Below are 26,808 nucleotides of genomic sequence, written 5' to 3' on the forward strand. Positions count from 1 at the left end.
TTATTTTGTACAACGGGGATATGAAAGAGCATGTATTAATTGTAGAGGATGAATATGTACTGGCCAATGACCTGCGCCTCTTGCTGGAGCAGGCCGGCTACCGGGTATGCGCAATCGAAGACACCATAGCAGGCGCCCGGAAAGCAGTACTGCAGCATCGTCCATCCTGGGTGCTGTTAGACATCCTGTTGCAGGACGATGCCATGGGTACAGACCTCGCGGCATTTCTCACGGAACAGAACGTGGGCTTCATCTACATCTCTGCCAGTACCGACCAGCGTATACTGGAAATAGCCAAACAAACCCAGCCCGATGGGTTCCTGGTAAAACCCGTACGTGAACGCGACCTGCTCATGATGCTGGACATCGCACGCAACAAACATAAGCAACATCTGGAAGTGGCCTCTCAGCGGGAACTGTCGGTACAGCACCAGTTACAACAGCTGGTAGAAAACAACTTCAGGCTGGAGCAGGCCCTTACCCTCATGCCCAGCATTTTCCAGGCGCTGGTACCCTTTGATTTCATGGGCTACGAATTGCTGTTCCCGGGCACACACCTTACCAAAGGCAACAACTTTGTAAGAGTGGGTTTCAACGAATACCAGCTGGCGGGCAAACAGGAACTGGTCACCATGCTGGGCAAAGGCCGCACGTTACAGCGACAATCCCTGCAACCGTCGGTGGCCAGCCATATTTACAACCACACCGCCTTCAGCCGCCTGGCGAAGAAGGATGGACTGGAACTTGCCCTTCACGAGCGTTTTGATATTAACGCCTGCCTGCAGTACGTGATATCCCTGGGTAAAATAGACGTGGTACTGACCTTCTACAGCAAGCGGCCGGACGCTTACATGGCACGGCATTTATCCCTGCTGGACAGCGTCCGGAAAGGACTCACCGCATTGTTCAATAAAATACAGGCTGCCAATGGGAGTTTTGCAACCGGCAGCAAAAAGGCCCCGGAGCTTACCGCAGCAAGCAGCCGTTTTGAAGGCTTATTGGGTAAAAGTCCCCGCCTGCTGCATGTGCTGGATGAAATAGAAACCGTGGCCAATACGCCAGTGTCTGTACTGGTGCTGGGAGAAAGCGGTACCGGCAAAGAATTGGTGGCAAGGAACATTCACCAGCTTTCGTCCCGGCAGGGCCGCCCTTTTGTGGTTGTAAACTGTGCCAACCTCCCAGCGGAGCTGATCGAATCGGAATTATTTGGTCATGAAAAAGGTGCCTTCACCGGCGCATATGATAAGCGCACTGGCAAGTTTGAACAGGCCGATAGCGGCACTTTATTTCTTGATGAAATAGGCGAAATGCCCCTGGCCCTGCAAGGAAAACTGCTACGCGTGCTACAGGAAAAAGAACTGGAGCATGTGGGCGGCAACAACGTGGTGAAAGTGGATGTAAGGATCATTGCTGCCACCAACAAGCACCTGGAAAAAGAAGTCGCGGAAGGCCGCTTCCGGCTGGACCTGTTCTTCCGGCTCAATGTATTTCCCTTGACGCTTCCTGCATTGCGCGAGCGGAAAGAGGATATCCCCTTGCTCAGCACTGCTTTTCTGGAGCAGGCTGCCAGCCGCATGGGCCGCTTACCCGCACCCACTCTAAGTACGGACGCCATCCGCAAACTGAAGGCATACCAATGGCCAGGCAATATCCGCGAGCTGGAAAACCTCATGGAGCGCCTCGTGATAAAATGCCGTAACCCGCTGATCACCGAAACAGATCTTCCCGAACTGAAAAATAAACCGTTGCCAGGCGATGGGCCGGACCAAACCCTTTCCGGTAAAGAAGCAGAATACATCATTTCCGTGTTGAAAAAATGCAATGGTAAAATATTCGGCAATGGCGGCGCCGCCGAAATACTTGGTCTTCCTCCCAGCACCCTTACTTCCCGCATCAAAAAACTGGGGATCAAAAAAGACCTCTACTTCAAAGGCTGACCGGTGGATGTATAAAGCTGGATTGTTTTCCCTAATTTTACATGCAATCGCCAGCCCATCTAAATCCAACAACGTGTTTGAAGCATTCAGGAAATACATCCGGGAGAAAAGTAATGTCACTGAAGAAGACCTGGTACAGATCGAGGCCGTATGCCAGTACAAGAAACTGCGCAAACGGCAGTACCTGCTGCAGGAAGGGGATGTATGGAAATACAACGCCTTCATCGTAAAAGGATGCCTGCGCACTTATACCGTAGATGATAAAGGCAACGAGCATATCCTCAACTTTGCCACTGAGAACTGGTGGACCGGCGACCGCGAAAGCCTGCAAACCGGCAATCCATCCGCATACAACATTGACGCCCTGGAAGACGCGGAGATCATCCTGATCACCAAAACAAACTTTGACCAGCTTTGCAACGACATCCCGGCCTTCAATGACATGGTCAATGCCATCCTGCAGAGAAGCTTCATAGCCTCCCAAAGCCGCATCCATACATTCCTCAGCCTGAGTGCTGAAGAAAAATACCAGGCGTTCCTCCAAAAATATCCCCAGCTTGTCATGCGGGTGCCACAGGGCATGATCGCTTCTTACCTGGGCGTCACCCCCGAAACACTCAGCCGGGTACGCAAGCAATCCAGCAAAGGCCACCGTCCCTCCTGACCATACTTGATCCAAATCAATTCCGATCTTACGATACATCAATGGCGGCCCATAAACATTGCCGGACCTTTGATACATGAAAAGTCATTTCGGTATCAAAACGATCCTGTTAAAAGTAAGCCGCACTACACAATCTGTCCTGCAAACATTGCTGGAAGGGTACCTCCAGGCCAGGCAGATCCTGGTAGACCCGGGGCTCACTGTGTATCAATTACCGGATGGTACCATTGTTGAATTATACGGCTCCGGCGCAAGTTATCCTCCTTTCTTATTCCAGCACAGCGATATCGTAATCGGCTACCGGGTGGGTAATCTTACCCAGGCCATGCAGATGCTCCTGAAGACCGGGGCCCGACAGTTAAGCGAGGTAGTAACCATCACCTCCCGGAATTGTTATTGCTTTATGTTGTTAAATGGTACGCAGGTCATTGGCCTCTACCAGTTAAGTTAAACGACAGCCTCACCGTCCCTGCCAGCTCTTCCGGATGCGGCTCAGTGTCTCTGGTTTAATACCCAGGTAACAGGCGATCATGTTCTGCGAAAACCGTTTCACATAAGCGGGCCAGTTAGTAAGCAGGTCCAGGTACCGTTCTTCTGCACTCATACCGAGCGCCGTGTGCAACCGCAGCTGGCTACGCGACAACTGGCAATGATGATCATGCTCCAAAAACGCGCGAAACGCGGGAATAGCAGCGCACAGCGCCCCGATCTGCTGCCGGCTGCCGCTGAGTATCTCCATCTGTTCCAGGGCCTCAATATGATACCCCGAAGGCCTGCCGGTATGGAAACTTTCCCTGTCACCCAGCCAGCTCTTTTCCGTATCAAAACAAAGGATAGTCTCCTGCCCTTTTGCATTGACGGCATACATCCGTGCCGCTCCCCGCAAAATAAACCCCAGGTGCCGGCATACATCTCCTTCCTGCAAAAAGTATTGCCGCCTACGCAAACGCCTGTACTGCAACCCATCCATCAGCTGCTGCTTTTCAATGTCCGTTAGCCGCAACCCGGTACAAGTTTTCAACGCCTGAAAGAATGTATGATAGCCATGACCGGGCAGGCAGGGAATTTCCAGGCGGGGATCCACGCTGTCCGGTGTAGCATCATAGGCAGTATAAAGCTGGTTGGATGCAATATATAAATTAGAGCCCTGCATAAAATGATTTACCCGGAACATAACGAATGAGGTACCGATTTGGGAAAGCATTGAGAAATAATGCATTGCGTTTTGCAAAGATGCCGTATTTGCGAAATATCGCGAATTTTTGATGGGAATGAGGTCCGGAATATTGGACGGACTGTCGGATCTCCCGGGTACAGAAGCACCAGACGCGCAAAACTAGTAAAGGCATCACGGAAGCGGAGGCTCGTAGTAGTTTGTTATTTTCCCCCTCTTTTTTTAAGAAAATCCCCCCCCTCCCGCTCCAGAATACCCGGTAACTTTAAGTACTCACAATAAAACCACTTGTTATGAAAAAATTAATGAACGCCCTGTACATTTCAGGTTGCATCCTGTTTTTGGGTAGCTGCACTAAAACCAATAATCAGATAGTTGAACCCTCCGACGACGCCAATCCTCCTGTAGTATCCACTGAATCTGTCGGCGCAGCAAGTATTTCCGGATTAAATTGGGCCGACGGAAGAGATAATTTTGTAGATGGCTGGGTGATCCCCTCTGGTTTAACGGCCAGTGACAGCTATAGTACCGTGGCCGCCAAAACAGATGCTATTCTTAACGGTTTTTCGAGCGCGGTAAATGGAGTAAACACTATACGCATTCCGGTTAATCCGCCTTCTGTAGCCGAAAGTTGGTGGGGAAGTTATACAGGGGCTATTGATAAAGCCACCAGTAAGGGTTGGAAAGTTATTATCGCCTGCTGGGAAAGCGCCTCCTCGAAGGATGGTGTAATTGATAACACTACCGACTTCTGGAATATGTGGACTACCATTGTAAATAAATACCAGGGTAACAGTAATGTATACTTTGAGCCGTTTAATGAACCGCATGGATATACGTTGAGTCAATTGACTGGTATATATGCACAGTTCCTTTCAAATTTCCCTAATGTTCCAAAAGGCAGAATCATACTGGATGGTCAGGGCTATTCTGAAAATGTTACCGGTGTTGGTGCTGATAGCCGGTTTAGCAGTTGTTTGCTGGGGCTTCATAACTATGCTTACTGGGCTACCCACAGTGCCGCTGATTGGAGGACCGACTGGAGAAACCGTATAGGTAGTTATGGAAACCGCACGGTTATAACTGAATTCGGCGCCACCATGAATTCAGGGAAAGATTACCAAAATGGTTCACAATCTGATAATGAAATTGCCTATATCGTTTCAACCAGCGACGTTTGCAGGAACGATAAAATTGCAAGCGTTTATTGGCCAGGCTTGCGCGACAACGATTCCTATAGCTTGTTAAAGCGCGGAGGCAGTGGTACCAGTATTACTATTTCTACAGTGAATTCCTCCGGCGTTTTCAGGTTACGTTATGGTTGGGGGTTATAAATGCATTCCGCCAAAGAATAGAGGTTGTATAATCTCTTTTTATTTACGCTAAGTAGCTTCGGTTTCAGTATGGGATGACAGTCGGCGCCTCTCTGGATGTCGATTTAGCGTTGTCAAGCGAATAGGGGCTGGATATAGATTGGACAGCATCGGTCGTATCGCCGGAGAGCCGAAGGCCCGCCATTCCGATCTGAAACCGGGTGCTATTTCCGCTGTCGCTCTTATTAGTTACGCGCCTGGCTTATCAGATGAAAGGAGGTTGCATCAAATTACTTCTGATACAACCTCCATTTATTTTCATTTATGGCTACAAGCTATATTTACTGCGCAACTTCGCTGGCAGCATGCGCCTTTATCAGCTGGGCAACATACCCAGCACTCGTTTCTATCGCATTGTATGTATTTATTTCATCCGCCAGCCGGGTGATATGTTCCTTGTAAGAGCTGTCAGTAAGCACCTTATTCACCGCATCTTTCACCTGCTCTGATGTAGGCGTATCCGTAGCCAGGTTGAGACCCAGTTTAAAGTAGCCTATACGCGCACACACTTCACTCTTTCCTTCATGAATACCGGCAGCTACCATTGGCAATTTATGTTTAATGCTCAACAGCGTACCGCCATATCCTCCATTTGTTATATAAACGCTGGCATAAGGCATGATCTCGTCAAATGGAATATAATCCTCCACAATGATATTATCGTGCGGATATTGCGCTCGTAATGCGGCTGTCTGATTATTGGCAGTTGCAGTCACCACCAGTACATCAGAACCCTTAAAGGCTTCCAGCGTCGGGATGATCAGTTTATTGATATCTTTCTCCACAGTGCCCTGTGTCAGCAGTACTACTTTCTTATATTTTTTCAGCCGCTCGTCAAACCACTGAGTTGTTTTTTGGTTGCCGGAATACGCCATTAGCGCCCCTACAAAACGGACGTTCTTTCCTATATCACTTCGTTCGTATTCGAAAGAAGGTGTTCCTATCTGGAGATATAAAGTCGCTTCACGTATCAGCAGATCAAAAAGGAAGCTCCTTTCGTGAGGGATATTATACCCGTCCAGGATGGCATCAAATGTATCGATCGACTTTTTGAACACCACATCTGACATTAGCTTCCTTAACTCTGCGTATTGTGCTTGCTCCGCTTCAGTAGTGGCCGGCGGCATGGCCATGCCATAAGGTGCAAGATCAACAGAGTTCTCTGCCAGAGGAACGATACCTATTGAAAGTACAGGAATGTTCATCCCGGATCTCACAAAAGGAATAGCAGTAAATACAGAGTCTGCGATCATAATATCAAAGGGGAAAGACTGATAGATGTCTTTGATATCTTCATAATACTCAGACGATCTTTTGGCGAAAACTTCCACCATATCAAAGTCCAGCTTTGCACCGGGATCGTTGATGGATGCCCTTTCAGGAAAGATGGTGCCGATATTGTCCTGGTTAACATCCATTGCTTTTACAAAGGGATAATGCTGAATACCCAGTTTCTCCAGTTTCTTTGTAAATAGAGGGGAAGCATACCACCGTACATCACAGCCAGATACCTGTAAATGTTTTGCCAGTCCGGTCAGTGGGTTAAAATGTCCGTCGGCAGGTACAGTGCCAAAAAGGATCTTTTTGCCTTTTAATTGTTGGTCGTGCTTTGTCATTACTGAAATGTTGTTTGCTGATTAATGAGGTCTGTTATTGTATATACTTGACAGTTATACCTTATTCCGTATCCTGTTTTTGGGGGAAATGGTACAGGGCAAAGTTATAGCTGGTGCAACGAAGCGCTTATCCCCGAATCCGGTCAAAAGGCATCCCCTAATTCAGGACAGACACTATACAATGGTGGCTCCCTAACAGGGATGAACAACGGGAGATGGAATGGTTATGAGATGCGAAGGACCTACCCCTTTCCATGAAGGGAATGCCACTTATTCACATTGAAAGGATGCGGTAAACTATTTCTTCCCGCTGAGGATGCGTTTTACTGCTTTACCCAGCTTATTCAGATTGGCCAGCTGCTCCTGGATAGGCGCCAGCGTAAGGTCTTCAGGTTGCACACCTGCTTCTATGTAATCCATCTCTGTTTGCTCAGGATAGATCAGCACAATATTATTGGCGGAGAAATGCTTGCTTAAACGTCCCGGCATACCATCCATGTAAGGATGATGAGAGAGTGTTCCTTTACGGGCAGCTACCACCATGAGGAGATCATTTTTGGTGATATCCTTTTCAAGCTTCAACAGCTCTTCGATGTTGCTGAATTGTTTGAAGGTAATTTCTATACTCAGTTTAAACTGTTGCAGATAGGCTTCTACAGCGGATTGTGTTTTGGCACAACAACACAACAGCAACCTCGCTCCTATCTGCTTACTGAGCAGGAAAACCTTTTGTATATAATGCAGAAAGCCTATTTCATATTCAGCATTCTTAGGCATGACCAGCACCAGTTTACGGGTGGCGTTCAGCGGATAGTGGAAATCGCACACATAGATGTTCTCCCACACACTCTGTAATACGTTGTCGAGCGTTGTACCGAAGATAGAGCCAAAGAGGCGCTCTGTTGTAGTGGTTTTATCTGTCCAGCCCAGCACTACATCCGTGATCATCAGTTCTTTTGCAGCGCGTGCAATACCATCAGAAACGTTCAGGTCAATTCGCGTTACGGCCTGCACTCTACTTTCTGTAGCCCCCGCGTACATAACAGCTGCCTCCATGATCTTGCCGGTAAGCGCCACCTTCTGTTTTGCCTCTTCACCATCCTGTACTACGGCCAGCGGATAAATGGGCGTATTGGCATCGGGATCTTTGATCATCAGGGCAAAATCCAGCAGCGATTCCATATGTCCCTGCCGGGAAATAGGCACCAGCAATCTTTCGGGCATCTCTTCCTCCACAGGTTTCCGCTCTGCTTCCACAATAGCCAGTTTACGGCCTGCACTTTCTGTTACGAAAGAACTTACCAGGCAGGTAACCAGGATCAGCACCACGGTACCGTTCAGCACATTCTCATTGATGATGCCCATGTTGAACCCTATCAGTATCACAGCGATCGTAGCGGCAGCATGTGAACCGCTCAATCCGAATATTACATTACGTTGTGTAGGCGTATAACCAAATGAAAGTTGTGTAAAGAATGCTGCGCACCATTTGCTGACCAGCGCCATCACTGTAAGCACACCTGCTATCATCAGGGCTTCGGGGCCTTTCAGCAATACCCGCAGGTCTACCAACATCCCTACGCTGATCAGAAAGAAGGGAATGAACAGGGCATTGCCTGTGAACTCTATCCTATTCATGAGCGGGGAAGTGTGCGGTATCAGCTGGTTCAGGGCAAGGCCTGCCAGGAAAGCGCCGATGATACCTTCCACACCTGCCAGTTCAGCCAGGAAGGCTGACAGAAATACCAGCGCCAGTACGAAGATGAAGTGGGATGTTTTATCGTCTTTGATCTTTTTGAAGAACCAACGCCCTATCAACGGGAATATCCAGAGTATAATAGCGCCAAACACAACGAGGGATACAGATAGGCGTACCCAGAAATGCGTATTCAGGTTGCCCGCCGCGGCACCGGTAATGACCGCAAGTATCACCAGTACAGCTGTATCGGTAATAATAGTGCCTCCTACAGCTACGGTGACAGCTTCATTTTTGGTGATGCCCAAACGGCTGGCCAATGGGTACGCCACCAGTGTATGCGTAGAAAACATACTGGATACCAGCAAGGAAGCCATGAAATTGAAGTGCAGCAGGTAAGTGCAGATAAGATATCCTAAAATAAGCGGAATGAAAAAGGTAAATGCGCCAAAGACGAGACTGCGGTTACGGTTCTTCCTGAACTCAGTCATATCCAGCTCCAGGCCGGCAAGGAACATGATGTAGAGTAAACCGGCCTTTCCAAACAGGTCAATACTCCCCTTCTCAATGATCTTGAACCCATGGTCGCCAATAGCCATCCCCGCCAGTATCAGACCTATAATACTCGGAATACGGAACTTACGGAGTATGATAGGGGCTAATAGGATGATAAACAATACCAAAGAGAAAATGGGAACTGGATCTTTTAACGGTAAACTAATATCCATCAACAATTTAGTGCCGTTCAATACATTCATAACCTACGCTTCTAGTGACCACAATAATAACAATTATCAGCCAATGCCTACCTATTATGTTAAACACATGATTTTCAAATTCCCTGCTGTAGCATCAGTTTAAAACTTTCCTATTTAATTTAACGATTATTAGCCGTAGTTTTGTGTAAAGTTTCTACCGGATTATGAGCCAGCGTAAGCAAACAGGCACGCAAACAAAAGAATGGGAAGATGTATTGGTGGCTGAAGATGAGCAGTTCCCTTTCAGCCTCATTGTATGGAATGATGAGGTCAACACCTTTGACTGGGTGATTCAATCTTTGATTGAAGTGTGTGACCATTCCCCTGAACAGGCTGAACAATGTGCTTTGATCATTCACCACAATGGCAAATATGCCGTGAAGCAAGGTGAATTCTCCCGTCTTCGCCCTATGTGTGAAGCGCTGCTCGACAGGGGCATCAGCGCTACTCTTGAAGAAGCGGTAGAAAGCTAATGCCGGTATTTCAACTTAGCAATGATTTGATTTTCCCACCTGTTGACCTGGCGGAACCGGATGGACTGCTGGCCTATGGTGGGGATCTGTCGCCCGACAGATTACTGCTGGCTTACAGTGAAGGTATTTTCCCCTGGTATAATGAGCCACCCATCCTCTGGTGGTGCCCCGATCCAAGATTCGTATTATTTCCTGATGAACTGAAGATCTCCGCCAGCATGAAACAGGTGCTGAAGAAGGGCGTATTCACATTTACCATCAATAAGGATTTCCGCGGAGTGATCAGGGGATGTAAAGAGTCGCCCCGGCCCGGTCAGGATGGCACCTGGATCACACCGGAAGTGGAAAAAGCCTATACTACATTACATGAAGCCGGTTATGCACATTCCATAGAATGCTGGCAGCAGGATAAGTTGGTAGGCGGTTTCTACGGCATACAGCTTGGAGACTGTTTCTTTGGTGAGTCTATGTTTGCCCGCGTCAGCAATGCTTCTAAGGCGGCCTTTATCACCTTTGTACAATATGCAAAGGAACAGGGACTGGAAATGATAGACTGCCAGGTTTATACTGGCCATCTGGCTTCACTGGGAGCAAGAATGATCGCCCGTGAGGACTTCCTCAGCATCATCAAAAAATCTCAATAAAAAAACTCCGCTCCATTATACACGAAGCGGAGTCCATTTTTATACCTGATCGTACTTACTTTTTCTTGCTATAACTTCCTTCAAAGAAACAACGCACGCCCCTGTAAGCACCGCATCCTCCTATTTCCTTGATGCTCACCTTACCGGAAGCAAATTGGAAAGCAATACCACAGGATGTTTCCTTGTCTTTGTATTCACCTTTATTAGCACCTGTGAAATGCCCTGTTCCGGACAATTCACCTTTACAACCTGTCTTATCTTTTGAGAAGGAGATAAAGAACAGGAATGATTTCGGATCTTCTCCGTCACGGATAGATACAATGCTGGTTTCGCCGGAAAGATAGTCGCCGGATAGTTTATGCTTTGCAGATAATGTATCAATCGGGTTAAAGATCTGACTCGCAGTAGCGTCTCCACTGGTGTTCGTCATGATCAGCGTTGTCTTTCCATCCTCTGCAACACCATAAAAGTCTTCCCTGATAGCCGTATGTCCCGGACTCAGTTCACTTTCATTAGTGATCTTGATGACCTGACGGGTATCTATGGAAAAATAATGCTGGTCTCTTTTGTCGTCCACCTTTGCAACAGTCAGCCGATCCAGGTAATGACCTTTTTTGTCAAGGAAGCATATGTAAGCCGTGTTTGTTGCTTTACCCGCTGCTTTTACCACAAAGTAATTCACGGCAGCACCATCTATAACAGCCAGCGGGTAGAACCTGATAACGGTTCCTTCAGGAAAGTCAGATTTACCCAATGTATCTACCAGGAACTGTTTCATTAATTCCGGCGGGATAGCAGCAGAATCGGATGATTTCTCCCGTAAAGTTTCCGGGGTTAGCTTGTAGGGCAGTTTTCCCTGTGTAAATAAATGACGGAAATCTTCAAACGTAAAGGCATCTTTTCCTGAATTCTTCTTTTTTGATCCACAACCGGCCAGTAAACCGATAGTCAACAGCGCTAACACGAGCTTATTCATGCGTATATGCTTGTTTATTATGGCCGAAAAGTTAGAGAAAAAAATGATATGATCAAAATAAGGGTACCGCCCGGACCGTTGCATTTGTAATTCTCACACCTTTTATTTAGATTTACCTAAACTTTATTTTAAGGAATTATGAATTTGTCGATTGCTGAGGAGAATTACATCAAGTCAATTTATAAACTGGAAGAAGAGGGACAGGAAGCGGTTTCGACCAACGCACTCGCCAGCGAACTGGACACCAAGCCTGCATCGGTTACCGATATGGCAAAAAAACTAAAGGAAAAGAAACTCATCGAATACGAAAAATACCAGGGGATCAACCTGACTGCGGACGGAAAAAAGGCGGCATTATCCATTATCCGCCGGCATCGCCTATGGGAATGCTTCCTGGTAGATAAATTAGCATTCAGCTGGGAGGAGGTACATGAGCTGGCGGAAGAGCTGGAGCATGTACGCAGTGAAAAGATGACCAACCGCCTCAGCGAGTTCCTGGGTAACCCACAGATAGATCCTCATGGCGATCCTATTCCTGACGCCCAGGGTAAAATGGGCAAGCCCCGCGCACATACACCTTTGCATAAAACCAAGGCTAAAAGACTGGAAGTAGTGGCCGTTTCTGACAAGTCGACCGCGCTACTGGAATTCCTGAATGCCAAAGGTATCCGTTTAGGGACACAACTGGATGTAATAGAACGGTATGAGTTTGACAACTCTATCGAACTGAAGATCCGTAATCAGCCTGCCTTTACCATCAGTGAGCAGGTGTCAAAAAATATAATGGTCAAACCGATATAAGCAGTCGGCAGACAATACATCCGGTTCATTAACACGCATACAGGTCACTCCTGACACATTGTACAAGGGACAACCGGCAGAGGTCTGCGACTGCATAACAGCTAACATATGAATCATCAGCACACATCGTTAGGCGAAGTTCATCAAAGTGTAGACACTACTGTGCCCAGCACGAGCCGCTGGCGCAAACTACTGGCATTTTTCGGTCCTGCATACCTCGTCAGCGTCGGATATATGGACCCCGGCAACTGGGCCACAGACCTGGCAGGCGGAAGCCAATATGGTTATAAATTGTTGTGGGTGCTCTTAATGAGTAACCTCATGGCGCTGCTGCTGCAATCGCTGAGCGCCCGTCTCGGTATCGTACGCGGAAGGGACCTGGCGCAGGCCAACCGCGAAACCTATCCCGCCGGCGTCAATTTCATTTTATACATACTGGCCGAAGTGGCCATTGCAGCCACAGACCTGGCAGAAGTGCTGGGTATGGCCATCGGTATACAACTGCTCACGGGCCTACCCCTGCAATGGGGTGTGAGCATCACCGTGCTGGACACCTTCCTGCTGCTGATCTTGCAACGTTATGGTATCCGGAAGATGGAAGCCTTTATTATTACCCTGGTAGCTATAGTAGGCGCCTCCTTCCTGGTGGAACTGGTGATGGCCAAACCAGTGATGGGTGAAGTAGTGACAGGTTTTGTACCTACCATCCCCGATAATGCTGCGTTATATATTGCAATCGGTATCATAGGGGCTACCGTTATGCCGCATAACCTTTACCTGCACTCAGCGCTGGTACAGACCCGTAAGATCAAGCGTGATGAAAAGGGCATCCGGCAGGCGCTGAAGCTTAACTTTATAGACAGTGCCGTGGCGCTGAACCTGGCCTTCTTTGTGAATGCGGCCATCCTGATACTGGCGGCGACTGTATTCTTCAAAACCGGCCGGACAGACGTTGCCGAGATCCAGGATGCACATCAGCTGCTGGAAGGCTTGTTAGGTAACAAATGGGCCCCTACCCTCTTTGCGATCGCGCTGATTGCCGCCGGGCAGAGCTCCACCGTAACGGGTACACTGGCAGGACAGATCGTGATGGAAGGTTATCTGCGGCTGCGTATCAATCCCTGGCTGCGCCGCCTTCTTACACGATTGCTGGCTATCATTCCGGCTTTGTTTGTGATCCTGATCGCCGGTCCGGAGAAAGTGGGTGAACTGCTGGTATTCAGCCAGGTGCTATTAAGTTTACAACTGGGCTTTGCCATTATCCCCCTTATACATTTTGTGAGCGATAAAAAGACCATGGGCAGTTATGCTGTTGGTCCGCTGGTAAAAGTGATCAGCTGGGTCATCACCGCTTTGCTGGTTTACCTCAACACCCGCATGGTGTATACAGAAGCGGCAAAGTATATCAGCAACAATGGCAACATCTGGATAGATATACTGATCATTGCTGCAGGCCTGGGTTTCCTGGCGCTTATTGCTATTACGATAGCTTATCCGCTTATCAGCCGTTATCAACAGAAAGCATCTGCACGCATTCATACCACGCCTGACTTCTCACTGGGAGATATTCAGCCGCCGGTATATAATCGTATCGCACTGGCGCTGGACTTCAGCAGGGACGATGAAAGGATCATCTCCAATGCATTGGCGCATGGAAATCCGATGACGGAATACCTGCTTATACATGTTGTTGAAAGCGCCTCTGCGAGATACCTTGGAAGAGAGTCTGACGACTTTGAAACGAGGAAAGACAAAGAGCAGATGCAGGCTTACATCTCCTTACTACATGCAAGGAATATCAGGGCTAAAGGCTTACTGGGCTACCGGCATCGTGCGGAAGAAATTGTGAGGATCGTGAAGGAAGAAGAAGCTGATTTCCTGGTGCTGGGCGGCCATGGACATACCGGTATTAAAGACTGGATCTATGGGGAAACGACCAACCAGGTGAGACATAAAGTACGCATACCAGTATTGGTTGTACAATAAAAAAGAAAGGGAAAGATGACAAGCATCTCTCCCTCTTCTCCTGAAAAAAGCAATATATCTTATAATCCCAGCGCTGCTTTCAGCCTTGGATATCCTGTCTTGCTTACCGGTACTTTAGCGCCGGTCTTTAAAATGGCCAGGTGGTTTTCCTTTTCATAAGGTTCAATACGCGTCACCTGGTTGATGTTCAGCATATAGGAACGGTGTACACGCGCAAACTGTTGCGGGTCCAGCGATTTCTCGAAGAACTGCATAGTTTTGTTCTTCAGGAAAGTTCCTTCCGGTGTCACTATTTTTACATAATCATCCGCAGCTTCCAGGTAGTGGATATCCTGCACCGGAATGATCTTGATCTTACCACTGATCTTCACCACTACCCTATTGCTCTGTAATGGTGATGTAGCCGCAGTTTCCAGCACAGCTGCCGTTTGCTGCAGTTCATCGGCTGCACGGCGGTCCAGCCATTTCTGTACTGCTTTATCAAAGCGTTCTTTTGAAAATGGTTTCAGCAGATAGTCTATGGCATTCACTTCGAAAGCGCGGATAGCGTGTTCCTCGAATGCGGTAGTGAATATAACAGCAGGCAGTTCTTCCACCAGTTCCAGCATTTCAAAGCCATTAATTTTAGGCATCTGTACATCAAGGAAGATAATATCCGGCTGTTGCTGCTGTATGGCCTTCAACCCTTCAAATCCATCTCCACATTCCTGCATCAGTTGTACCTGCGGAAAGGACTGCAGGTATTCCTTCACTATCTCACGCGCCAGGGGCTCATCATCAATTATTACTGCTTTTATCATATAGTTGTGGCACTTTAATCAGGGTAGTAAAAATGTTTCCGTTTGCTTTTACTTCCAGCAGGTCTTTTCTGCCAAATAACAGATAGAGCCGCCGTTCGATAGATGAGAGTCCGAATCCTGTACCGGCGTGTGTTTGCAGTTCAGGATCAAAAGGGTTCTTCACCTGTATATAGAGCATGTCATCTGTCTGCCATGCTGCAATTGAAATTGTAATAGATTCTGTTGTATCGTATAGTCCGTACTTGATGGCATTCTCCACGACGGGCTGCAGGAGCATCGGCGGGAGCATTAAACGTACCGTATTATCATCCGCAGTAATTTCTGTAGATAAACGGTGACCAAAACGCACTTTTTCAATATCAAGATATAACTGCAGATACTGTAATTCCTCCGGCAGAAAGATCCATTGCTGGTCTTCGCGTTTGAGCGTACCCCGCAGAAAATCGCTCAGCTTCAGCACCATTTCCCTTGCCTGCTGCGGACGTAAAGCGATCAACGCATTGATAGAGTTCAGGCTGTTAAACAGGAAGTGCGGTTGCAGCTGTTGTCTCAGTTTATACAATTCCGCTTCTCTTGCCATCCGCTCTGTAGCTTCTTTACGTGCCAGCTCTTCCCGCTGGTCTTCCATACCGTACCACATCACGTTTTTGAAACCCAGCGCGGTGATCACCAGCCAGCCTATGATAAAGCGTATGGGGATCGCGGTGATCATCCAGGTCTGATAATAAGTTGCTGAATCAAAAATATGATACAGGATACAGTAGCTGAATGTTTCCCATACGATGGTAAGTCCTGTGCAGTAGACCAGCAGGAAAAGGTACTTCGCTTTTGCAGGCCGGTAGTGCGACATACTGAAACAAACAGCTACGCCTGTCACCGCCAGCAACACATTGTGCACCACGCTGTCTGTCCATGCTATACTGTCGCTGATGTTAAACCAGCATATCAACAGGTAGGCATGCAGGATGGTAAACACATAGGTTGCTCCTATTAAAGCCCATCTGAAAGATTTGTTTGCCAGTAGTGGATTTGCCAAAGACTCGGAATAAAGTTTAAATAATTAAGCGTGAACGTCCAGCAGGTGCTGTCCTTTCAGGTGATTCGCTTTTACCTGCATCCAGGAAATATATGCCTTGGCATCTCCTGGTTCTTCAATACGGGAATAGAGTTCCATACCATCCCCCAGGTTGTCCAGTACATTCACTTCCGGTACGCTGATAAAGCGCCATTCTACCAGTTCCTGTCTTTGATTCCTGAAGGCATATTGTTCATGTACTCCTATTTCGCTTGCACGTTTCCAGGCTTCATCACGTGTATTTGCACTAATCAGTCGTAATTGTTCGTCAAACTGTGGATTATGGTCTCCTGTTCCGGTGATGATCTGGTAAACGATCTTGGCTACAAACCATTGCATAAAATATGATTATTAGAGGATGAAATAAAGTTAATCAGATATAGTTTTTAATCTCAATTCCGCCGAAGATGCAGATGCCTTTGATCACGAAGATCTTGTCGGAATTGTTGGCCAGCAGTTCTACAGGGCGTTTGTCTTCCACACCGCCCATGATAGTCTGCAATTCCAGGCGTACATCCCAATTGGCAGGAACGATCAGTTCAATACCGCCGAAAATGCAGGTGGCATCAAATTCAATACGGTCCTGGAAGTCGGCCTGTATCATGTTAAAGTCAGCGCCCCCGAAAATGGCTACGACCTTCCCACCCTTGAATTGTTTGGATACGACTACCCTGTTCTCGCCGCTGAAAATAACGGAGGAGTCAATATAATCTTCTCCACTGGTAGTGGGAGGCAGTACCCGCCGGTCCTTCATAGTAGATTCCTGTCTTTTCCCGAAGATCAGCGCGAGGCCGACCACCGTGAATACGGCTGGCCATATAAAACGGGTGATATCGTATGAGAGATACACATATTCTTTTATCATAAAAATGGTGCCTACGAGTATCATGATCAAACCGCCCCAGTTCTTGAAATTGCTCATTACCAGAGCAACGACGCCTATGGTAATCAGTAATGTCTGCCAGGAAAATACCCACTCAGGGACATTTGGATCAAGGGTTCTTACAAAGAGGAAAATACCGATCAGTAAAAAGATGATGCCTTTGCCGAATTTATAGCCTTCATTTCTCTCAGCTCTTCTCTGCTGTCTTCCGGCTCTCCTTTCCGCCCGTCTTTCGTCTTTCGTATATTCTTGGTTATCCATATGATATTTAACATTTACGGTACAAACTTAGGAAGAGCCTGCGGGTTATGAAAGCCTATTTAGGCTAACAGGTTCCTCATTCCCGGTAAAGGGCATGAAAAAGGCGGTAAAAATGATCATTGCAGGATGGCCTCCATTATACCGGCTAATTTACCGGCCCAGATGGCCATTTCCTTGCCGGAGTAATGCAGGCCGTCGCTGGCCACCAGGCTGGGATCTCCGGCGGCTTCCCGGCTGTCGGGGGTAATATCAAGGTAGTGCACCCGGAGTTTCTTTGCAATGGTCTTATTGGCGGCGTTAAAAGCATCTATTTCATCGCCGATCTGTTGCCTGTCGCGGCCTTCAGCAAAAGGAACGACTCCCCAGTCCGGAATGGACAGGACCACCACCCTGTCGGAGTGCCCACCGGCAAACTGGATGGCCTGTTTCAGCAGGCGGGTAAATTCGGTCTTGTATTCTGCTATACTGCGGCCACGGTATTGGTTGTTCACCCCAATGAGCAGGGTCACGACACTGAAGGTATCGGTAATAGCGGCCTCGTTGACAGCTGCTTCCAGTTCATCGGTTGTCCATCCCGTTTTGGCAATAATGCGGGGAGGGGCGATGGTAATACCTTTTGCAGCCAGCAGTCTGGCTGTCTGTACGGGGAAACGGTGCTCTTCCGGCACACTTTCTCCGATTGTATAACTATCTCCCAGGGCCAGATAGGTAAAATTGCTGACAGCAGTGTCCTGGGCGGTGTGAATAACCGGTATCATAGGGATCTCTTCTTTTTTTGCAGTTAAAAATAAGAAAAAGACCATAGAACATATATAGTGGCCCATAAGATGTGTGGATTCCGTACCTTTGCGCTCGTTAATTAAATTACGAAACTCGTAAAGAAACTGTTTTATGCCGGCAGAAAAAATATCAATGACCAATGGCCAGTTACAGGTGCCTAATCATCCCATTATTCCATTCATTGAAGGTGACGGAATAGGACCTGATATCTGGCGGGCGAGTGTGCGTGTATTTGACGCAGCTGTTGAAAAAGCCTATGGTGGAAAAAGAAAGATAGAATGGAAAGAGGTGCTGGCTGGGGAGAAAGCCTTTCAGCAGACAGGCGAATGGCTGCCAAAAGCAACACTGGATGCATTTAAAGAGTACCTGGTATCCATCAAGGGACCATTGTCCACACCGGTAGGTGGTGGTATCCGCTCCCTGAATGTGGCAATGCGCCAGGAACTGGACCTTTATGCATGTGTACGCCCTGTACGTTGGTTTGATAAAGTACCTTCTCCGGTTAAACATCCTGAAAGGGTAGACATGGTGATCTTCCGCGAGAACACCGAAGATATTTATGCTGGTATAGAATATATGTACGGAACACCAGAGGCTGAAAAGCTCCTGAACTTCCTGCAGAACGAAATGGGTGTGAAGAAGATCCGTTTCCCGGAAACCTCTTCCCTGGGTATCAAGCCTGTGTCCAAAGAAGGTACTGAAAGGCTGGTACGTGCGGCACTGAAATATGCGCTGGAACAGAAACTACCTTCCCTGACCCTGGTACACAAAGGGAATATCATGAAATTCACCGAAGGCGGCTTCAAAAACTGGGGTTATGAACTGGCGGTGCGTGAATTCGGCGACCAGGTATACACCTGGGAACAGTGGGAAGCTACCAAAAAAGCCAGCGGTGAAGAAGAGGCCAACAAAGAACTGAATGTAGCCATCGCACATAAAAAACTGATCGTGAAAGACGTTATCGCGGATAACTTCCTTCAGCAGATCCTCCTGGCGCCACAGGACTACTCTGTAGTAGCTACCCTGAACCTGAACGGCGACTATATCTCCGATGCGCTTGCTGCTGCAGTAGGCGGTATCGGTATCGCTCCGGGCGCCAATATCAACTATCTGACCGGCCATGCTGTATTTGAAGCCACCCACGGTACTGCACCACGCTTCGCCAATACAGATACTATGAACCCCAGCTCCGTTATCCTCAGCGGCGTAATGATGCTGGAATACATGGGCTGGAAAGAGGCTGCGGATATTATTACACACGGCCTCAGCACAGCGATCGCACGTAAACGTGTGACCATTGACTTCTACAAGCTGATGGACGATGCCACACTGGTAAAAACCAGTGAATTTGCAGATGAAGTGATCAAACACCTGTAACCCTACAGGATATACACAAAGACATATAGTTCCGCTTTTCAAGGCGTTGGTAGACAGTGATAATTCATTTTTTTGTCAAAGAATTGTTGCAATGCCAACCCATGAGAAGCGGAACTTGTAAATTATACCCGGTTATCGTATATTTCACGATTATCACATGAACACTCGTATCTAATTAAAAATCAAAGTCGAAATGGCAGAAAAAATCAAAGTCGCCAACCCGGTGGTTGAACTGGATGGAGATGAGATGACTCGAATCATCTGGAAATTCATTAAAGATAAACTGATCCTTCCTTACCTGGATGTTGATATCAAATACTTTGACCTTGGCATGGAACATCGTGATGCTACCAATGACCAGGTGACCATTGATGCTGCTAATGCTATCAAGGAAGTAGGTGTTGGTATTAAATGCGCTACCATCACTCCTGATGAAGAGCGTGTGAAGGAATTCAAGCTGAAACAGATGTGGAAGTCTCCAAACGGAACTATCCGTAACATCCTTGACGGTACTGTATTCCGTGAGCCAATCGTAACCCAGAACGTTCCACGCCTGGTGCCTAACTGGACTGCTCCTATCTGCATCGGCCGTCACGCTTTCGGCGACCAGTACCGCGCTACTGACTTCGTAACCAAAGGTAAAGGTAAACTGACCATCAAGTTCGAAGGCGAAAACGGTGAAGTGATCGAGCACGAAGTATTCAACTTCAAAGGCGACGGCGTTGCCCTGGCTATGTACAACACTGACGAGTCTATCAAAGGATTTGCACGTGCTTGTTTCAACCAGGCGCTGATCAAAAAATGGCCGCTGTACCTGAGTACTAAGAACACCATCCTGAAAAAATACGATGGCCGTTTCAAAGACATTTTCGAAGAGATCTACCAGAACGAATTCAAAGCTGAATTCCAGAAGAATGGCCTGACCTATGAGCACCGTCTGATCGATGACATGGTGGCCAGCGCACTGAAATGGAATGGTAACTTCGTATGGGCTTGTAAGAACTACGATGGTGACGTTCAGTCTGATACCGTTGCACAAGGCTTCGGTTCACTGGGTCTGATGACTTCCACCCTGGTAACTCCTGATGGTACTGTAATGGAAGCAGAAGCTGCACACGGCACTGTAACCCGTCACTACCGCGACCACCAGGCTGGTAAGCCAACTTCTACCAACCCTATCGCGTCTATCTTCGCATGGACCCGTGGTCTGGAATTCCGTGGCCGTCTGGACAAAAACCAGCAGCTGATCGACTTCTGTCATGCACTGGAAGCTGTTTGCGTTGAAACAGTAGAAAGCGGCAAAATGACAAAAGATCTGGCTGTTTGTATACACGGTAACAAAGTTGAGCACGGAAAGCATTATCTTTACACTGAAGAGTTCCTCCAGGAACTGGATAACGCGCTGAAAGCGAAACTGAAAAAGTAAGTTCACGTACGTAATACTGATATAAACACAAGGTCCCTGCACATGCGGGGACCTTGTTATTTTGGCTCCGGGGTTATCACCCCGCGTTACAAACACACGGCACCTACGGAGCCGATCGCGTTTTGTTGCCACGCATATTCCTTTCTTCCAAAGTTTTCGATTTGCTCCTGATTGACACCGTTGCCTATAGCCGTTTTTATCTGTTCCTCCAATCAAAAATCCAGTTAGGATATTCCACCGGCAGTTTGCTCACTTCATCAAGTCGCTGCAGTTCTTCGGATGTAAACTGAACATTTACAGACTGCAGATTATCATCCAGCTGGGATAACTTGTTTGCTCCTACTATCACACTTGTCACAGCAGGTTGATGCAGCAGCCATGCCAGCGAAAGCTGTGCAACAGTCGCTCCTTTCTCAACAGCCATTACCTCCAACACATCCAGGATGTTAAACGCACGTTCTGTATCCACAGGAATAAAGGAATATTGTTTATACCGGCCGGCCTCAGTCGATTCTCCATTTCTCTTATACTTACCACTCAGCAAGCCTGCGCATAAAGGGCTCCAGACCATCAAACCGACCTGCTGGTCTGTCAGTGCCGGGATCACTTCCCTTTCCAGTTCACGGGTAGCAATGGAATAGTGAGACTGCATGGAGATATATGGCTGCAGGTTATGCTTTTCAGCACAAGCAAGTGCCTTCATCAGATGCCAGGCGGCGTTGTTGCTTGCCCCAATATAGCGCACCTTCCCACTGGTGACCAGATCGTCCATAGCTCTTAATGTCTCTTCCAGTGGTACCACCGGGTCATAGGCATGCGCCTGGTAAAGATCGATATAGTCAGTATTCAGCCGCTTCAGGCTTGCTTCCACCTGCTGCATAATATGTTTGCGGGAGAGCCCTTTGTCATTCACACCAGGGCCCATGGCAGCACAAACCTTGGTGGCAATCACCAGGTCATCCCGCTTTAGACCCAGGTTCCGGATAGCCTGTCCTGTCAGCTCTTCCGACATTCCTTCTGAGTATACATTAGCGGTATCTATAAAGTTGATACCGGCGTCCACTGCACGTTTGAACAATTCATCCACGGCAGATTGGCCCAGTGTACCTACCACCTGATATATCCCCTTTCCTCCAAACGTCATGGTGCCAAGGCATAAGCTGGACACCGTCAGTCCTGTGTTTCCCAATACTTTATACTTCATGCGATTTATTTAAATGTTTACCGCGCAAAGGTATCCCACACCGGTACCGGAAAAGAGCCGTGATCAAAGAAAAAAATACAAAAATCAAATAGCAACAGGGTAGAATATCGTAATGGAAGGGCTACTATGAATGGCGCTTCATTTCCTAAATGTGAGCGGGGTGGTATTGGTATTCTTTTTGAAAAAGTTATTAAAGTGGTTCGGATATTCAAAGCCAAGACTGTAGGCGATATCCGCTATACTCCAATCGGTATGTTTCAGCAGGGCTTTGGCTTCATTAAGTAACCTGTCTGTGATATGTGTGGTAGTAGATTTGCCGGTGATCTCCTTTACCGCAAAGTTCAGATGATTCACATGTACGGAAAGCGCCGCGGCATAGTCGCCTGCTCTTCTGAGCACCAATGTACGCCGGGGAGATTCAATAGGGAACTGTCGTTCCAGTAGTTCTATGAACAGGTTAGTGATCCTTTCACTGGCATTTTTATGCCTGGCGGCGTTCATGGCTGGCTGCATTTTCATTGCCTCATGGATAATGAGGTTGATGTAACTTCTGATCATATCATATTTATGAACATAATCAGTGCTCATTTCAGCGATCATCCTGTCATATAAATGGCGGAACGTAGCCAGTTGTTCTTCGTCCGGATAGAACACGTTATCCCCTCCTATCCTGAACAATGGAGATTCCTGCAGGCTTTCATTTCTGTCTTTGGTCCGGAAGAATTCTTCCGTAAAAACACACCAGTACCCGCAACGTTCGTCGTCTTCCGTTTCAAAGGAATAAGGCACTAAAGGATTGGAGAATACGATGGCTGGTCGCTGTCTGTCAATATCAATAGTCTTGTCGGCAAAATGCAACCTGCTGTTACCAATAATGATCCAGATCTTGAAATAGTCGCGCCGGTGATAAGGCAGCGAGATGGAAACACTCCTCACTTCATAGTACGCCACATTGAAATCGGGCGGTGTATTATTATAAAAAACAGGCATTCCTGCTTTTACCTTTTCTGCCACAGATAGATTGTCAGACATGGAGGCAAAGGTACGGAAATCAAATAAACCCTACAGCCCCATTATCTTCCGCAGTACCTTATCTTCTCCGTAGATATCCTCATGGAATACAATACGTCCCTCCCTTCCTTCTGCTGAAAAGTATCGCAGGTAAATAGGCACTGAACGCTGTATATCGATCTGCTTCTTATTCCCGTTCGCCAGCCACATACGCATGCTGTCGCGCGGGTGGCGGGCATCATCTTTTGTGAGGTACATCGCCAGACTATCCCATTGCTGTACACGCACGCAGCCATGGCTAAGCGCTCTGTAGGCATTGGAGAAAAGGCCCCTGTTGTTCGTATCGTGGAGATATACCGAATACTTGTTCATAAAGTTGAACTTCATGATACCCAGTGAGTTTTCCAATCCATCCATCTGGCGGAGTACATATGGGAAGTAGTTTCTGCTCATGCGGTCCCAGTTCACGCTATCAGGATTGATGGCATTCCCGTCCCTGTCAATGATCTCCAGGCTCTTTTTAGCAAGGTAGGCTCTGTCCCTCTTGATAGCAGGCAGCATTTCTTTGATCGTGATGCTGAATGGTACCCGCCAGTAGGGATACATGATGAAATTGGTCATGCGGGAATTGAGCATAGGCGTACGTGTACGCGGCGCACCTACAATGATCTTTGATGTCAGCACTACTGTTCCGCTATCCCACAGTTCCATTCTGTAACCAGGCACATTCACCAGGATGAAGCGCTGGGGAAGGGTATCAGGCAGTTTACGCCAGCGGTCCATATTCACGGCCACCTGGGCACTCCAGTCGCGGAAGGTCTTATTCAGCGCCTGGACAGTTTTTTTGCCGGCCTGACCATCTTCATACATGTTAAATTCTTTCTGAAAGGCGCGGATACCTTTCTTCAGGAGCGCCGTATCGGTGCTATGTCCGCCGGAGGTATCCAGGTGAGCACTTTGTACCAGCCGGTTGATCAATAGTTGCCGGTAGGCCGGCGTATCGGTGTATGAAGTGGGCACAGAATCCCATTTCATGTCACTATATTTTCCCTTAAAGTTGATCCAGGCTGATTTCAGCAGCTGGTATCCCTGGTGCTGCGGCTCCTGCCATCGTAAGGTGGCCCCGACTATATGCTGGTGCAGAGCAGAGGTCAGGTAATTGGCCAGCAGGGTATCTGAATAAACGGAATCCCGGCGTAAAGTGATACTATCCCTCGGAGCGACCCCAAAGCGCAGATGAGTAACCATCTTCATAAAAGCGTCTGTCATCAGCACATCCACCTGAGCCCAGAGTGCAGCGTCTTTTTTAGCAGCATCGTCTTCCCTGAGGCGTTTCATGGCCTGTGTCAGCGCCACATTGTGATATACGGCCGGATTCAGTCCGGATTCATCAGCATGAGACACATAAAAAAACAGGGAATCTGCCTGGGGATCAAGCACACCTTCCGTGGACCATACGGGATTGTTGCTGGTCTGCTGATAGAAATAAGTCAGTGCCCCGCTACGCAGCGCTGGTACACTATCCTCCATGACATCTTCATTGTCCACAATGTATTCAAGACGTTCTGCTATATTTTCCGGAATCACCTCACTTAGCTGCCGTACATCCTTTACAATTTCTTTATCCCGGAGCACCCGCTTTCTGTGGCAGGCAAACAATGAAAACAATACAATTACAATAGTCAAATTGTCCCTTAGAAACCTATACTTCATTGGCGATAACAATGGGTTAAAGATAGGCATTTGCTATATACAAATTTTGGAAAATATATTGTTTGGCGTTAGAGGGGGAACGAAAAATAAAAAGGTGTATCGAAAATACGATACACCTTTTTCAGGTTTCCTTGCGGAAACCTCAGGAAGAGCAACAATTTACTAATAGATTGGAATAGTTATTTACAACAATTCTTCTTCACAAACAGTGACTGGATAAACCGAAGTACTGTTATCAATGCCTTCTTCATTTTCTTTTTGTTGAAATATTAAAAATATTGTGCTCGAACCGTAATGTAAAGGTATTAAATACATTGCGAGACATGTCACCAAATAATTGTGTACGGTAAGAAAAATCCAATCGCGTGGTGCTATTAAAAATAAACTGGATAGCTGGAGCTATATCCAAATACTGACTCCGGCTCAACGCGTCTGTATTGGCTTTACCCAAAAATTCAATGTAGAGGTTCAGGTTGGTCTGCTCATAGCTGCGATAACTCCGTGGCAGCAGCAAATAACCTGCTGATAAACTGTAGTTTACAGCGTTGGCAGGCATATCATCCGGCCGCTTGTCTTTGGTATTGTTCATAAACCTGTTATACCCCACTGTGGCAGAAAGCGCCAGCTTATGCAGCAACTGTGTGGCGATAATACCGCCGGCAACACCGGAGGCGCCGCCTTCCAGGTCGAGTTCCTGATTATTATAAGGTTTACGCATGTGCTCCCGCATTACGGGTGCGAAAGGATTATTGATAATGGCACCCTTCGCATAGGCCGCCATCCGGAAATGTGAATGCACATCGTCTTTGGAAAGGAAGCGGTATTTGGCATAAATACTTGCCCCTTCCCATTCAATGGAAGGCTGCATCTGGTTAGAAGCCAGTCCGGCCACATGTACCATCAGCTTTTTAGAGATTCCCCACATCAGTTCCGGCTCTATACGCATACCTGTCACTCCTTCAGCTTCCATTTTAAAGAACCGGTTGGTTACACGCAAGCCCAAAGAATTGGCCGGCATATTACTGGCAGGTTCAGTAGAGACATATAACTCCTGTGCACGCAACCATGCAGGTATAAGGAGAATGATAAAGAATAAGGCTCTTTTCATTTATAAATATTACTGGAGATTATTCCCGGTGAATCAGATGGTAACATGATAAATACGCGCCGGAACCGTCTGGCCGCCGGGTTTACAACAACCCGCCATCATACCTGTCTGATAACAGGGCATGGTGGTTTGCGCACTAAACTTTTTAAACTGTTTCGCAGATATGAAGTCCTTGTCTACTACAGTCAATTGCTGATCACCGGATAACACCTGCTGTTTAGCATTAATGAAGTGAAAAGTCACGCCAGCATACTGAATATGTGCATCCTTTTCAACCGCTACTTTATCAAATGATGCGATCAGTACCAGTTTGGCTACAGAAAAACCAGCATCTTCCACTTTAGCCCTGATCTGGTCTATGTTCACAGCTGCGCCGGGCTTGAATGACAAGAGGAAAGTGGTGTTGTTCAGGTCTGTATCTATTTTATCAATAAAGGGGAGTGTTTTCAGTGCTTCCAGGGTAGCTCTTGAACACATGGCACAGGTTAGGCCCGAGGCTTGTAAGGAAGCTTTTTTGATCTGTGCGGAAGAGGTGAAATGCAGGCCTATGGCCAGGAATATGATTGCAAAGAATGATTTCATGATCTGATGATTTGTACCTGATAATAAACATATGTATTGCGTACGCTTACTGCGTTCAGCAGATGGCTATTAAGTGTACGATCAGATCAGATAAGTGCAGTATTGTATGTACAGGGGAGTATGTTCACAGTCAGGCGGACCGTGATTATTAATTGTAGTAAGATGGGTAATGGTTAATGCGGGCACAGGTACAATGACCACCGGCAGGCTGAGTGCCTTTACGGATGGCTCACTGTTTTGCTGCACTTTGGCAACTTCATGAGAGGAAACGTCTGCTTTGCAATATTTGTATTCATCCTTGCAACAGTTACCCTTTTTCCCGGGTTTGCTGCACATATTACAAACATCGTCCGCATGAGATTTAAAATCCACGGAAGCCAGCTTACCCATACAGTAATGCGCGTTCACCGTGAACCCACTGGTGAGCGTGATATACAGGAAAGCTAGTAATATGGTTATAAATCTCTTCATGTTGAGGATGCAAATTTAG

25 protein-coding genes are annotated in these 26,808 nt (G+C 47.3%); 10 read left to right on the top strand and 15 right to left on the bottom strand.

Annotated elements, in window-relative coordinates; genetic code table 11:
- Positions 1 to 20 precede the first annotated feature (20 nt).
- The 3 genes from F3I09_RS34670 (at position 21) to F3I09_RS00900 (ending at position 3,052) form a co-directional block, all read left to right on the top strand.
- On the top strand, positions 21 to 1,937 hold the full coding sequence (locus F3I09_RS34670) for a sigma 54-interacting transcriptional regulator (RefSeq protein WP_149693157.1): 1,917 nt from the start codon (positions 21 to 23) through the stop codon (positions 1,935 to 1,937).
- A 73-nt stretch (positions 1,938 to 2,010) separates the two neighbouring features.
- On the top strand, positions 2,011 to 2,601 hold the full coding sequence (locus tag F3I09_RS00895; RefSeq protein WP_149693158.1) for a Crp/Fnr family transcriptional regulator: 591 nt from the start codon (positions 2,011 to 2,013) through the stop codon (positions 2,599 to 2,601).
- 76 nt (positions 2,602 to 2,677) lie between these two features.
- On the top strand, positions 2,678 to 3,052 hold the full coding sequence (locus F3I09_RS00900) for a hypothetical protein (RefSeq protein WP_149693159.1): 375 nt from the start codon (positions 2,678 to 2,680) through the stop codon (positions 3,050 to 3,052).
- Positions 3,053 to 3,061: 9 nt separating this feature from the next.
- Here F3I09_RS00900 and F3I09_RS00905 read toward each other — a convergent pair whose 3' ends face one another.
- The gene (locus tag F3I09_RS00905) at positions 3,062 to 3,754 is read right to left on the bottom strand and encodes a Crp/Fnr family transcriptional regulator (protein WP_188133632.1); all 693 of its coding nucleotides are present in this window, start codon (positions 3,752 to 3,754) and stop codon (positions 3,062 to 3,064) included.
- 314 nt (positions 3,755 to 4,068) lie between these two features.
- Between F3I09_RS00905 and F3I09_RS00910 the strand changes: the two genes are divergently transcribed.
- Positions 4,069 to 5,109 carry a cellulase family glycosylhydrolase gene (locus F3I09_RS00910; RefSeq protein WP_149693161.1) on the top strand — a complete coding sequence of 347 codons (1,041 nt, stop codon included), beginning with the start codon at positions 4,069 to 4,071 and terminating at the stop codon, positions 5,107 to 5,109.
- 320 nt (positions 5,110 to 5,429) lie between these two features.
- On the opposite strand, the gene F3I09_RS00915 is transcribed toward F3I09_RS00910, so the two are convergent.
- Both F3I09_RS00915 and F3I09_RS00920 read right to left on the bottom strand, forming a co-directional pair.
- Positions 5,430 to 6,764, bottom strand: coding sequence for a glycosyltransferase (locus F3I09_RS00915; RefSeq protein WP_149693162.1), 1,335 nt, complete (start codon positions 6,762 to 6,764; stop codon positions 5,430 to 5,432).
- A gap of 297 nt (positions 6,765 to 7,061) precedes the next feature.
- Positions 7,062 to 9,218 carry a cation:proton antiporter gene (locus F3I09_RS00920; protein ID WP_149693163.1) on the bottom strand — a complete coding sequence of 719 codons (2,157 nt, stop codon included), beginning with the start codon at positions 9,216 to 9,218 and terminating at the stop codon, positions 7,062 to 7,064.
- A 164-nt stretch (positions 9,219 to 9,382) separates the two neighbouring features.
- Here F3I09_RS00920 and F3I09_RS00925 point away from each other — a divergent pair, with 164 nt between their 5' ends.
- Complete coding sequence (locus F3I09_RS00925) at positions 9,383 to 9,691, top strand: ATP-dependent Clp protease adaptor ClpS (protein WP_106602012.1); 309 nt, start codon at positions 9,383 to 9,385, stop codon at positions 9,689 to 9,691.
- Positions 9,692 to 9,717: 26 nt separating this feature from the next.
- The gene (gene aat, locus F3I09_RS00930) at positions 9,718 to 10,335 is read left to right on the top strand and encodes a leucyl/phenylalanyl-tRNA--protein transferase (protein WP_223233097.1); all 618 of its coding nucleotides are present in this window, start codon (positions 9,718 to 9,720) and stop codon (positions 10,333 to 10,335) included.
- Between the two features lie 55 nt (positions 10,336 to 10,390).
- On the opposite strand, the gene F3I09_RS00935 is transcribed toward aat, so the two are convergent.
- The gene (locus F3I09_RS00935) at positions 10,391 to 11,311 is read right to left on the bottom strand and encodes a hypothetical protein (protein WP_149693165.1); all 921 of its coding nucleotides are present in this window, start codon (positions 11,309 to 11,311) and stop codon (positions 10,391 to 10,393) included.
- 138 nt (positions 11,312 to 11,449) lie between these two features.
- Here F3I09_RS00935 and F3I09_RS00940 point away from each other — a divergent pair, with 138 nt between their 5' ends.
- Both F3I09_RS00940 and F3I09_RS00945 read left to right on the top strand, forming a co-directional pair.
- Positions 11,450 to 12,112, top strand: a complete 663-nt coding sequence (locus F3I09_RS00940) for a metal-dependent transcriptional regulator (protein WP_223233098.1) — start codon at positions 11,450 to 11,452, stop codon at positions 12,110 to 12,112.
- Between the two features lie 108 nt (positions 12,113 to 12,220).
- Positions 12,221 to 14,098, top strand: a complete 1,878-nt coding sequence (locus tag F3I09_RS00945; protein ID WP_149693167.1) for an Nramp family divalent metal transporter — start codon at positions 12,221 to 12,223, stop codon at positions 14,096 to 14,098.
- A gap of 59 nt (positions 14,099 to 14,157) precedes the next feature.
- Here F3I09_RS00945 and F3I09_RS00950 read toward each other — a convergent pair whose 3' ends face one another.
- The 5 genes from F3I09_RS00950 to F3I09_RS00970 form a co-directional block, all read right to left on the bottom strand.
- A complete protein-coding gene (locus F3I09_RS00950; protein WP_149693168.1) occupies positions 14,158 to 14,898 on the bottom strand; it encodes a LytTR family DNA-binding domain-containing protein in 741 nt (246 codons plus the stop codon).
- Complete coding sequence (locus tag F3I09_RS00955; protein WP_149693169.1) at positions 14,876 to 15,934, bottom strand: sensor histidine kinase; 1,059 nt, start codon at positions 15,932 to 15,934, stop codon at positions 14,876 to 14,878. Before F3I09_RS00955 ends, F3I09_RS00950 begins: the two co-directional genes overlap by 23 nt.
- Positions 15,935 to 15,958: 24 nt before the next feature.
- Complete coding sequence (locus tag F3I09_RS00960; protein ID WP_149693170.1) at positions 15,959 to 16,312, bottom strand: DUF4288 domain-containing protein; 354 nt, start codon at positions 16,310 to 16,312, stop codon at positions 15,959 to 15,961.
- A 34-nt stretch (positions 16,313 to 16,346) separates the two neighbouring features.
- Positions 16,347 to 17,117, bottom strand: a complete 771-nt coding sequence (locus F3I09_RS00965) for a LiaI-LiaF-like domain-containing protein (protein WP_149693171.1) — start codon at positions 17,115 to 17,117, stop codon at positions 16,347 to 16,349.
- 116 nt (positions 17,118 to 17,233) lie between these two features.
- Positions 17,234 to 17,920: an SGNH/GDSL hydrolase family protein gene (locus tag F3I09_RS00970; RefSeq protein ID WP_223233099.1), complete on the bottom strand. Its 687-nt coding sequence runs from the start codon at positions 17,918 to 17,920 to the stop codon at positions 17,234 to 17,236.
- Positions 17,921 to 18,008: 88 nt separating this feature from the next.
- On the opposite strand from F3I09_RS00970, the gene icd reads away from it, so the two are divergent.
- Complete coding sequence (gene icd / locus F3I09_RS00975; protein ID WP_149693173.1) at positions 18,009 to 19,274, top strand: NADP-dependent isocitrate dehydrogenase; 1,266 nt, start codon at positions 18,009 to 18,011, stop codon at positions 19,272 to 19,274.
- 193 nt (positions 19,275 to 19,467) lie between these two features.
- Positions 19,468 to 20,700 (top strand): NADP-dependent isocitrate dehydrogenase, encoded by a 1,233-nt coding sequence (locus F3I09_RS00980; protein ID WP_089834935.1) that lies wholly within the window; start codon positions 19,468 to 19,470, stop codon positions 20,698 to 20,700.
- A gap of 196 nt (positions 20,701 to 20,896) precedes the next feature.
- On the opposite strand, the gene F3I09_RS00985 is transcribed toward F3I09_RS00980, so the two are convergent.
- The 6 genes from F3I09_RS00985 to F3I09_RS01010 all read right to left on the bottom strand — a co-directional run bounded on the left by F3I09_RS00985 (position 20,897) and on the right by F3I09_RS01010 (position 26,789).
- Positions 20,897 to 21,904, bottom strand: a complete 1,008-nt coding sequence (locus tag F3I09_RS00985; RefSeq protein WP_149693174.1) for an aldo/keto reductase — start codon at positions 21,902 to 21,904, stop codon at positions 20,897 to 20,899.
- Between the two features lie 138 nt (positions 21,905 to 22,042).
- Positions 22,043 to 22,936 carry an AraC family transcriptional regulator gene (locus tag F3I09_RS00990; RefSeq protein ID WP_223233100.1) on the bottom strand — a complete coding sequence of 298 codons (894 nt, stop codon included), beginning with the start codon at positions 22,934 to 22,936 and terminating at the stop codon, positions 22,043 to 22,045.
- Between the two features lie 30 nt (positions 22,937 to 22,966).
- Positions 22,967 to 24,628 carry a murein L,D-transpeptidase gene (locus tag F3I09_RS00995; RefSeq protein WP_188133633.1) on the bottom strand — a complete coding sequence of 554 codons (1,662 nt, stop codon included), beginning with the start codon at positions 24,626 to 24,628 and terminating at the stop codon, positions 22,967 to 22,969.
- Between the two features lie 247 nt (positions 24,629 to 24,875).
- Positions 24,876 to 25,736, bottom strand: coding sequence for a transporter (locus F3I09_RS01000; protein ID WP_149693176.1), 861 nt, complete (start codon positions 25,734 to 25,736; stop codon positions 24,876 to 24,878).
- 33 nt (positions 25,737 to 25,769) lie between these two features.
- A complete protein-coding gene (locus F3I09_RS01005; protein WP_149693177.1) occupies positions 25,770 to 26,318 on the bottom strand; it encodes a heavy-metal-associated domain-containing protein in 549 nt (182 codons plus the stop codon).
- An 81-nt stretch (positions 26,319 to 26,399) separates the two neighbouring features.
- Positions 26,400 to 26,789, bottom strand: coding sequence for a hypothetical protein (locus tag F3I09_RS01010; protein WP_149693178.1), 390 nt, complete (start codon positions 26,787 to 26,789; stop codon positions 26,400 to 26,402).
- Positions 26,790 to 26,808: the final 19 nt, after the last annotated feature.

The sequence above is a fragment of the Chitinophaga sp. CF418 genome (assembly GCF_900142925.1).
Lineage (GTDB): Bacteria > Bacteroidota > Bacteroidia > Chitinophagales > Chitinophagaceae > Chitinophaga.

Bases quoted from the DNA above. Each gene is read 5' to 3' on its own strand.
- F3I09_RS00920 (WP_149693163.1), bottom strand. From the start codon at position 9,218: ATGAATGTATTGAACGGCACTAAATTGTTGATGGATATTAGTTTACCG.
- F3I09_RS00965 (WP_149693171.1), bottom strand. From the start codon at position 17,117: ATGGATAACCAAGAATATACGAAAGACGAAAGACGGGCGGAAAGGAGA.
- F3I09_RS00940 (WP_223233098.1), top strand. From the start codon at position 11,450: ATGAATTTGTCGATTGCTGAGGAGAATTACATCAAGTCAATTTATAAA.
- F3I09_RS01000 (WP_149693176.1), bottom strand. From the start codon at position 25,736: ATGAAAAGAGCCTTATTCTTTATCATTCTCCTTATACCTGCATGGTTG.
- F3I09_RS00905 (WP_188133632.1), bottom strand. From the start codon at position 3,754: ATGCAGGGCTCTAATTTATATATTGCATCCAACCAGCTTTATACTGCC.
- F3I09_RS00900 (WP_149693159.1), top strand. From the start codon at position 2,678: ATGAAAAGTCATTTCGGTATCAAAACGATCCTGTTAAAAGTAAGCCGC.
- F3I09_RS01005 (WP_149693177.1), bottom strand. From the start codon at position 26,318: ATGAAATCATTCTTTGCAATCATATTCCTGGCCATAGGCCTGCATTTC.
- F3I09_RS00995 (WP_188133633.1), bottom strand. From the start codon at position 24,628: ATGAAGTATAGGTTTCTAAGGGACAATTTGACTATTGTAATTGTATTG.
- F3I09_RS00925 (WP_106602012.1), top strand. From the start codon at position 9,383: ATGAGCCAGCGTAAGCAAACAGGCACGCAAACAAAAGAATGGGAAGAT.
- F3I09_RS00970 (WP_223233099.1), bottom strand. From the start codon at position 17,920: ATGGTCTTTTTCTTATTTTTAACTGCAAAAAAAGAAGAGATCCCTATG.
- F3I09_RS01010 (WP_149693178.1), bottom strand. From the start codon at position 26,789: ATGAAGAGATTTATAACCATATTACTAGCTTTCCTGTATATCACGCTC.
- F3I09_RS00950 (WP_149693168.1), bottom strand. From the start codon at position 14,898: ATGATAAAAGCAGTAATAATTGATGATGAGCCCCTGGCGCGTGAGATA.
- F3I09_RS34670 (WP_149693157.1), top strand. From the start codon at position 21: ATGAAAGAGCATGTATTAATTGTAGAGGATGAATATGTACTGGCCAAT.
- F3I09_RS00990 (WP_223233100.1), bottom strand. From the start codon at position 22,936: ATGTCTGACAATCTATCTGTGGCAGAAAAGGTAAAAGCAGGAATGCCT.
- F3I09_RS00960 (WP_149693170.1), bottom strand. From the start codon at position 16,312: ATGCAATGGTTTGTAGCCAAGATCGTTTACCAGATCATCACCGGAACA.
- F3I09_RS00910 (WP_149693161.1), top strand. From the start codon at position 4,069: ATGAAAAAATTAATGAACGCCCTGTACATTTCAGGTTGCATCCTGTTT.
- F3I09_RS00915 (WP_149693162.1), bottom strand. From the start codon at position 6,764: ATGACAAAGCACGACCAACAATTAAAAGGCAAAAAGATCCTTTTTGGC.
- F3I09_RS00985 (WP_149693174.1), bottom strand. From the start codon at position 21,904: ATGAAGTATAAAGTATTGGGAAACACAGGACTGACGGTGTCCAGCTTA.
- F3I09_RS00945 (WP_149693167.1), top strand. From the start codon at position 12,221: ATGAATCATCAGCACACATCGTTAGGCGAAGTTCATCAAAGTGTAGAC.
- icd (WP_149693173.1), top strand. From the start codon at position 18,009: ATGCCGGCAGAAAAAATATCAATGACCAATGGCCAGTTACAGGTGCCT.
- F3I09_RS00935 (WP_149693165.1), bottom strand. From the start codon at position 11,311: ATGAATAAGCTCGTGTTAGCGCTGTTGACTATCGGTTTACTGGCCGGT.
- F3I09_RS00980 (WP_089834935.1), top strand. From the start codon at position 19,468: ATGGCAGAAAAAATCAAAGTCGCCAACCCGGTGGTTGAACTGGATGGA.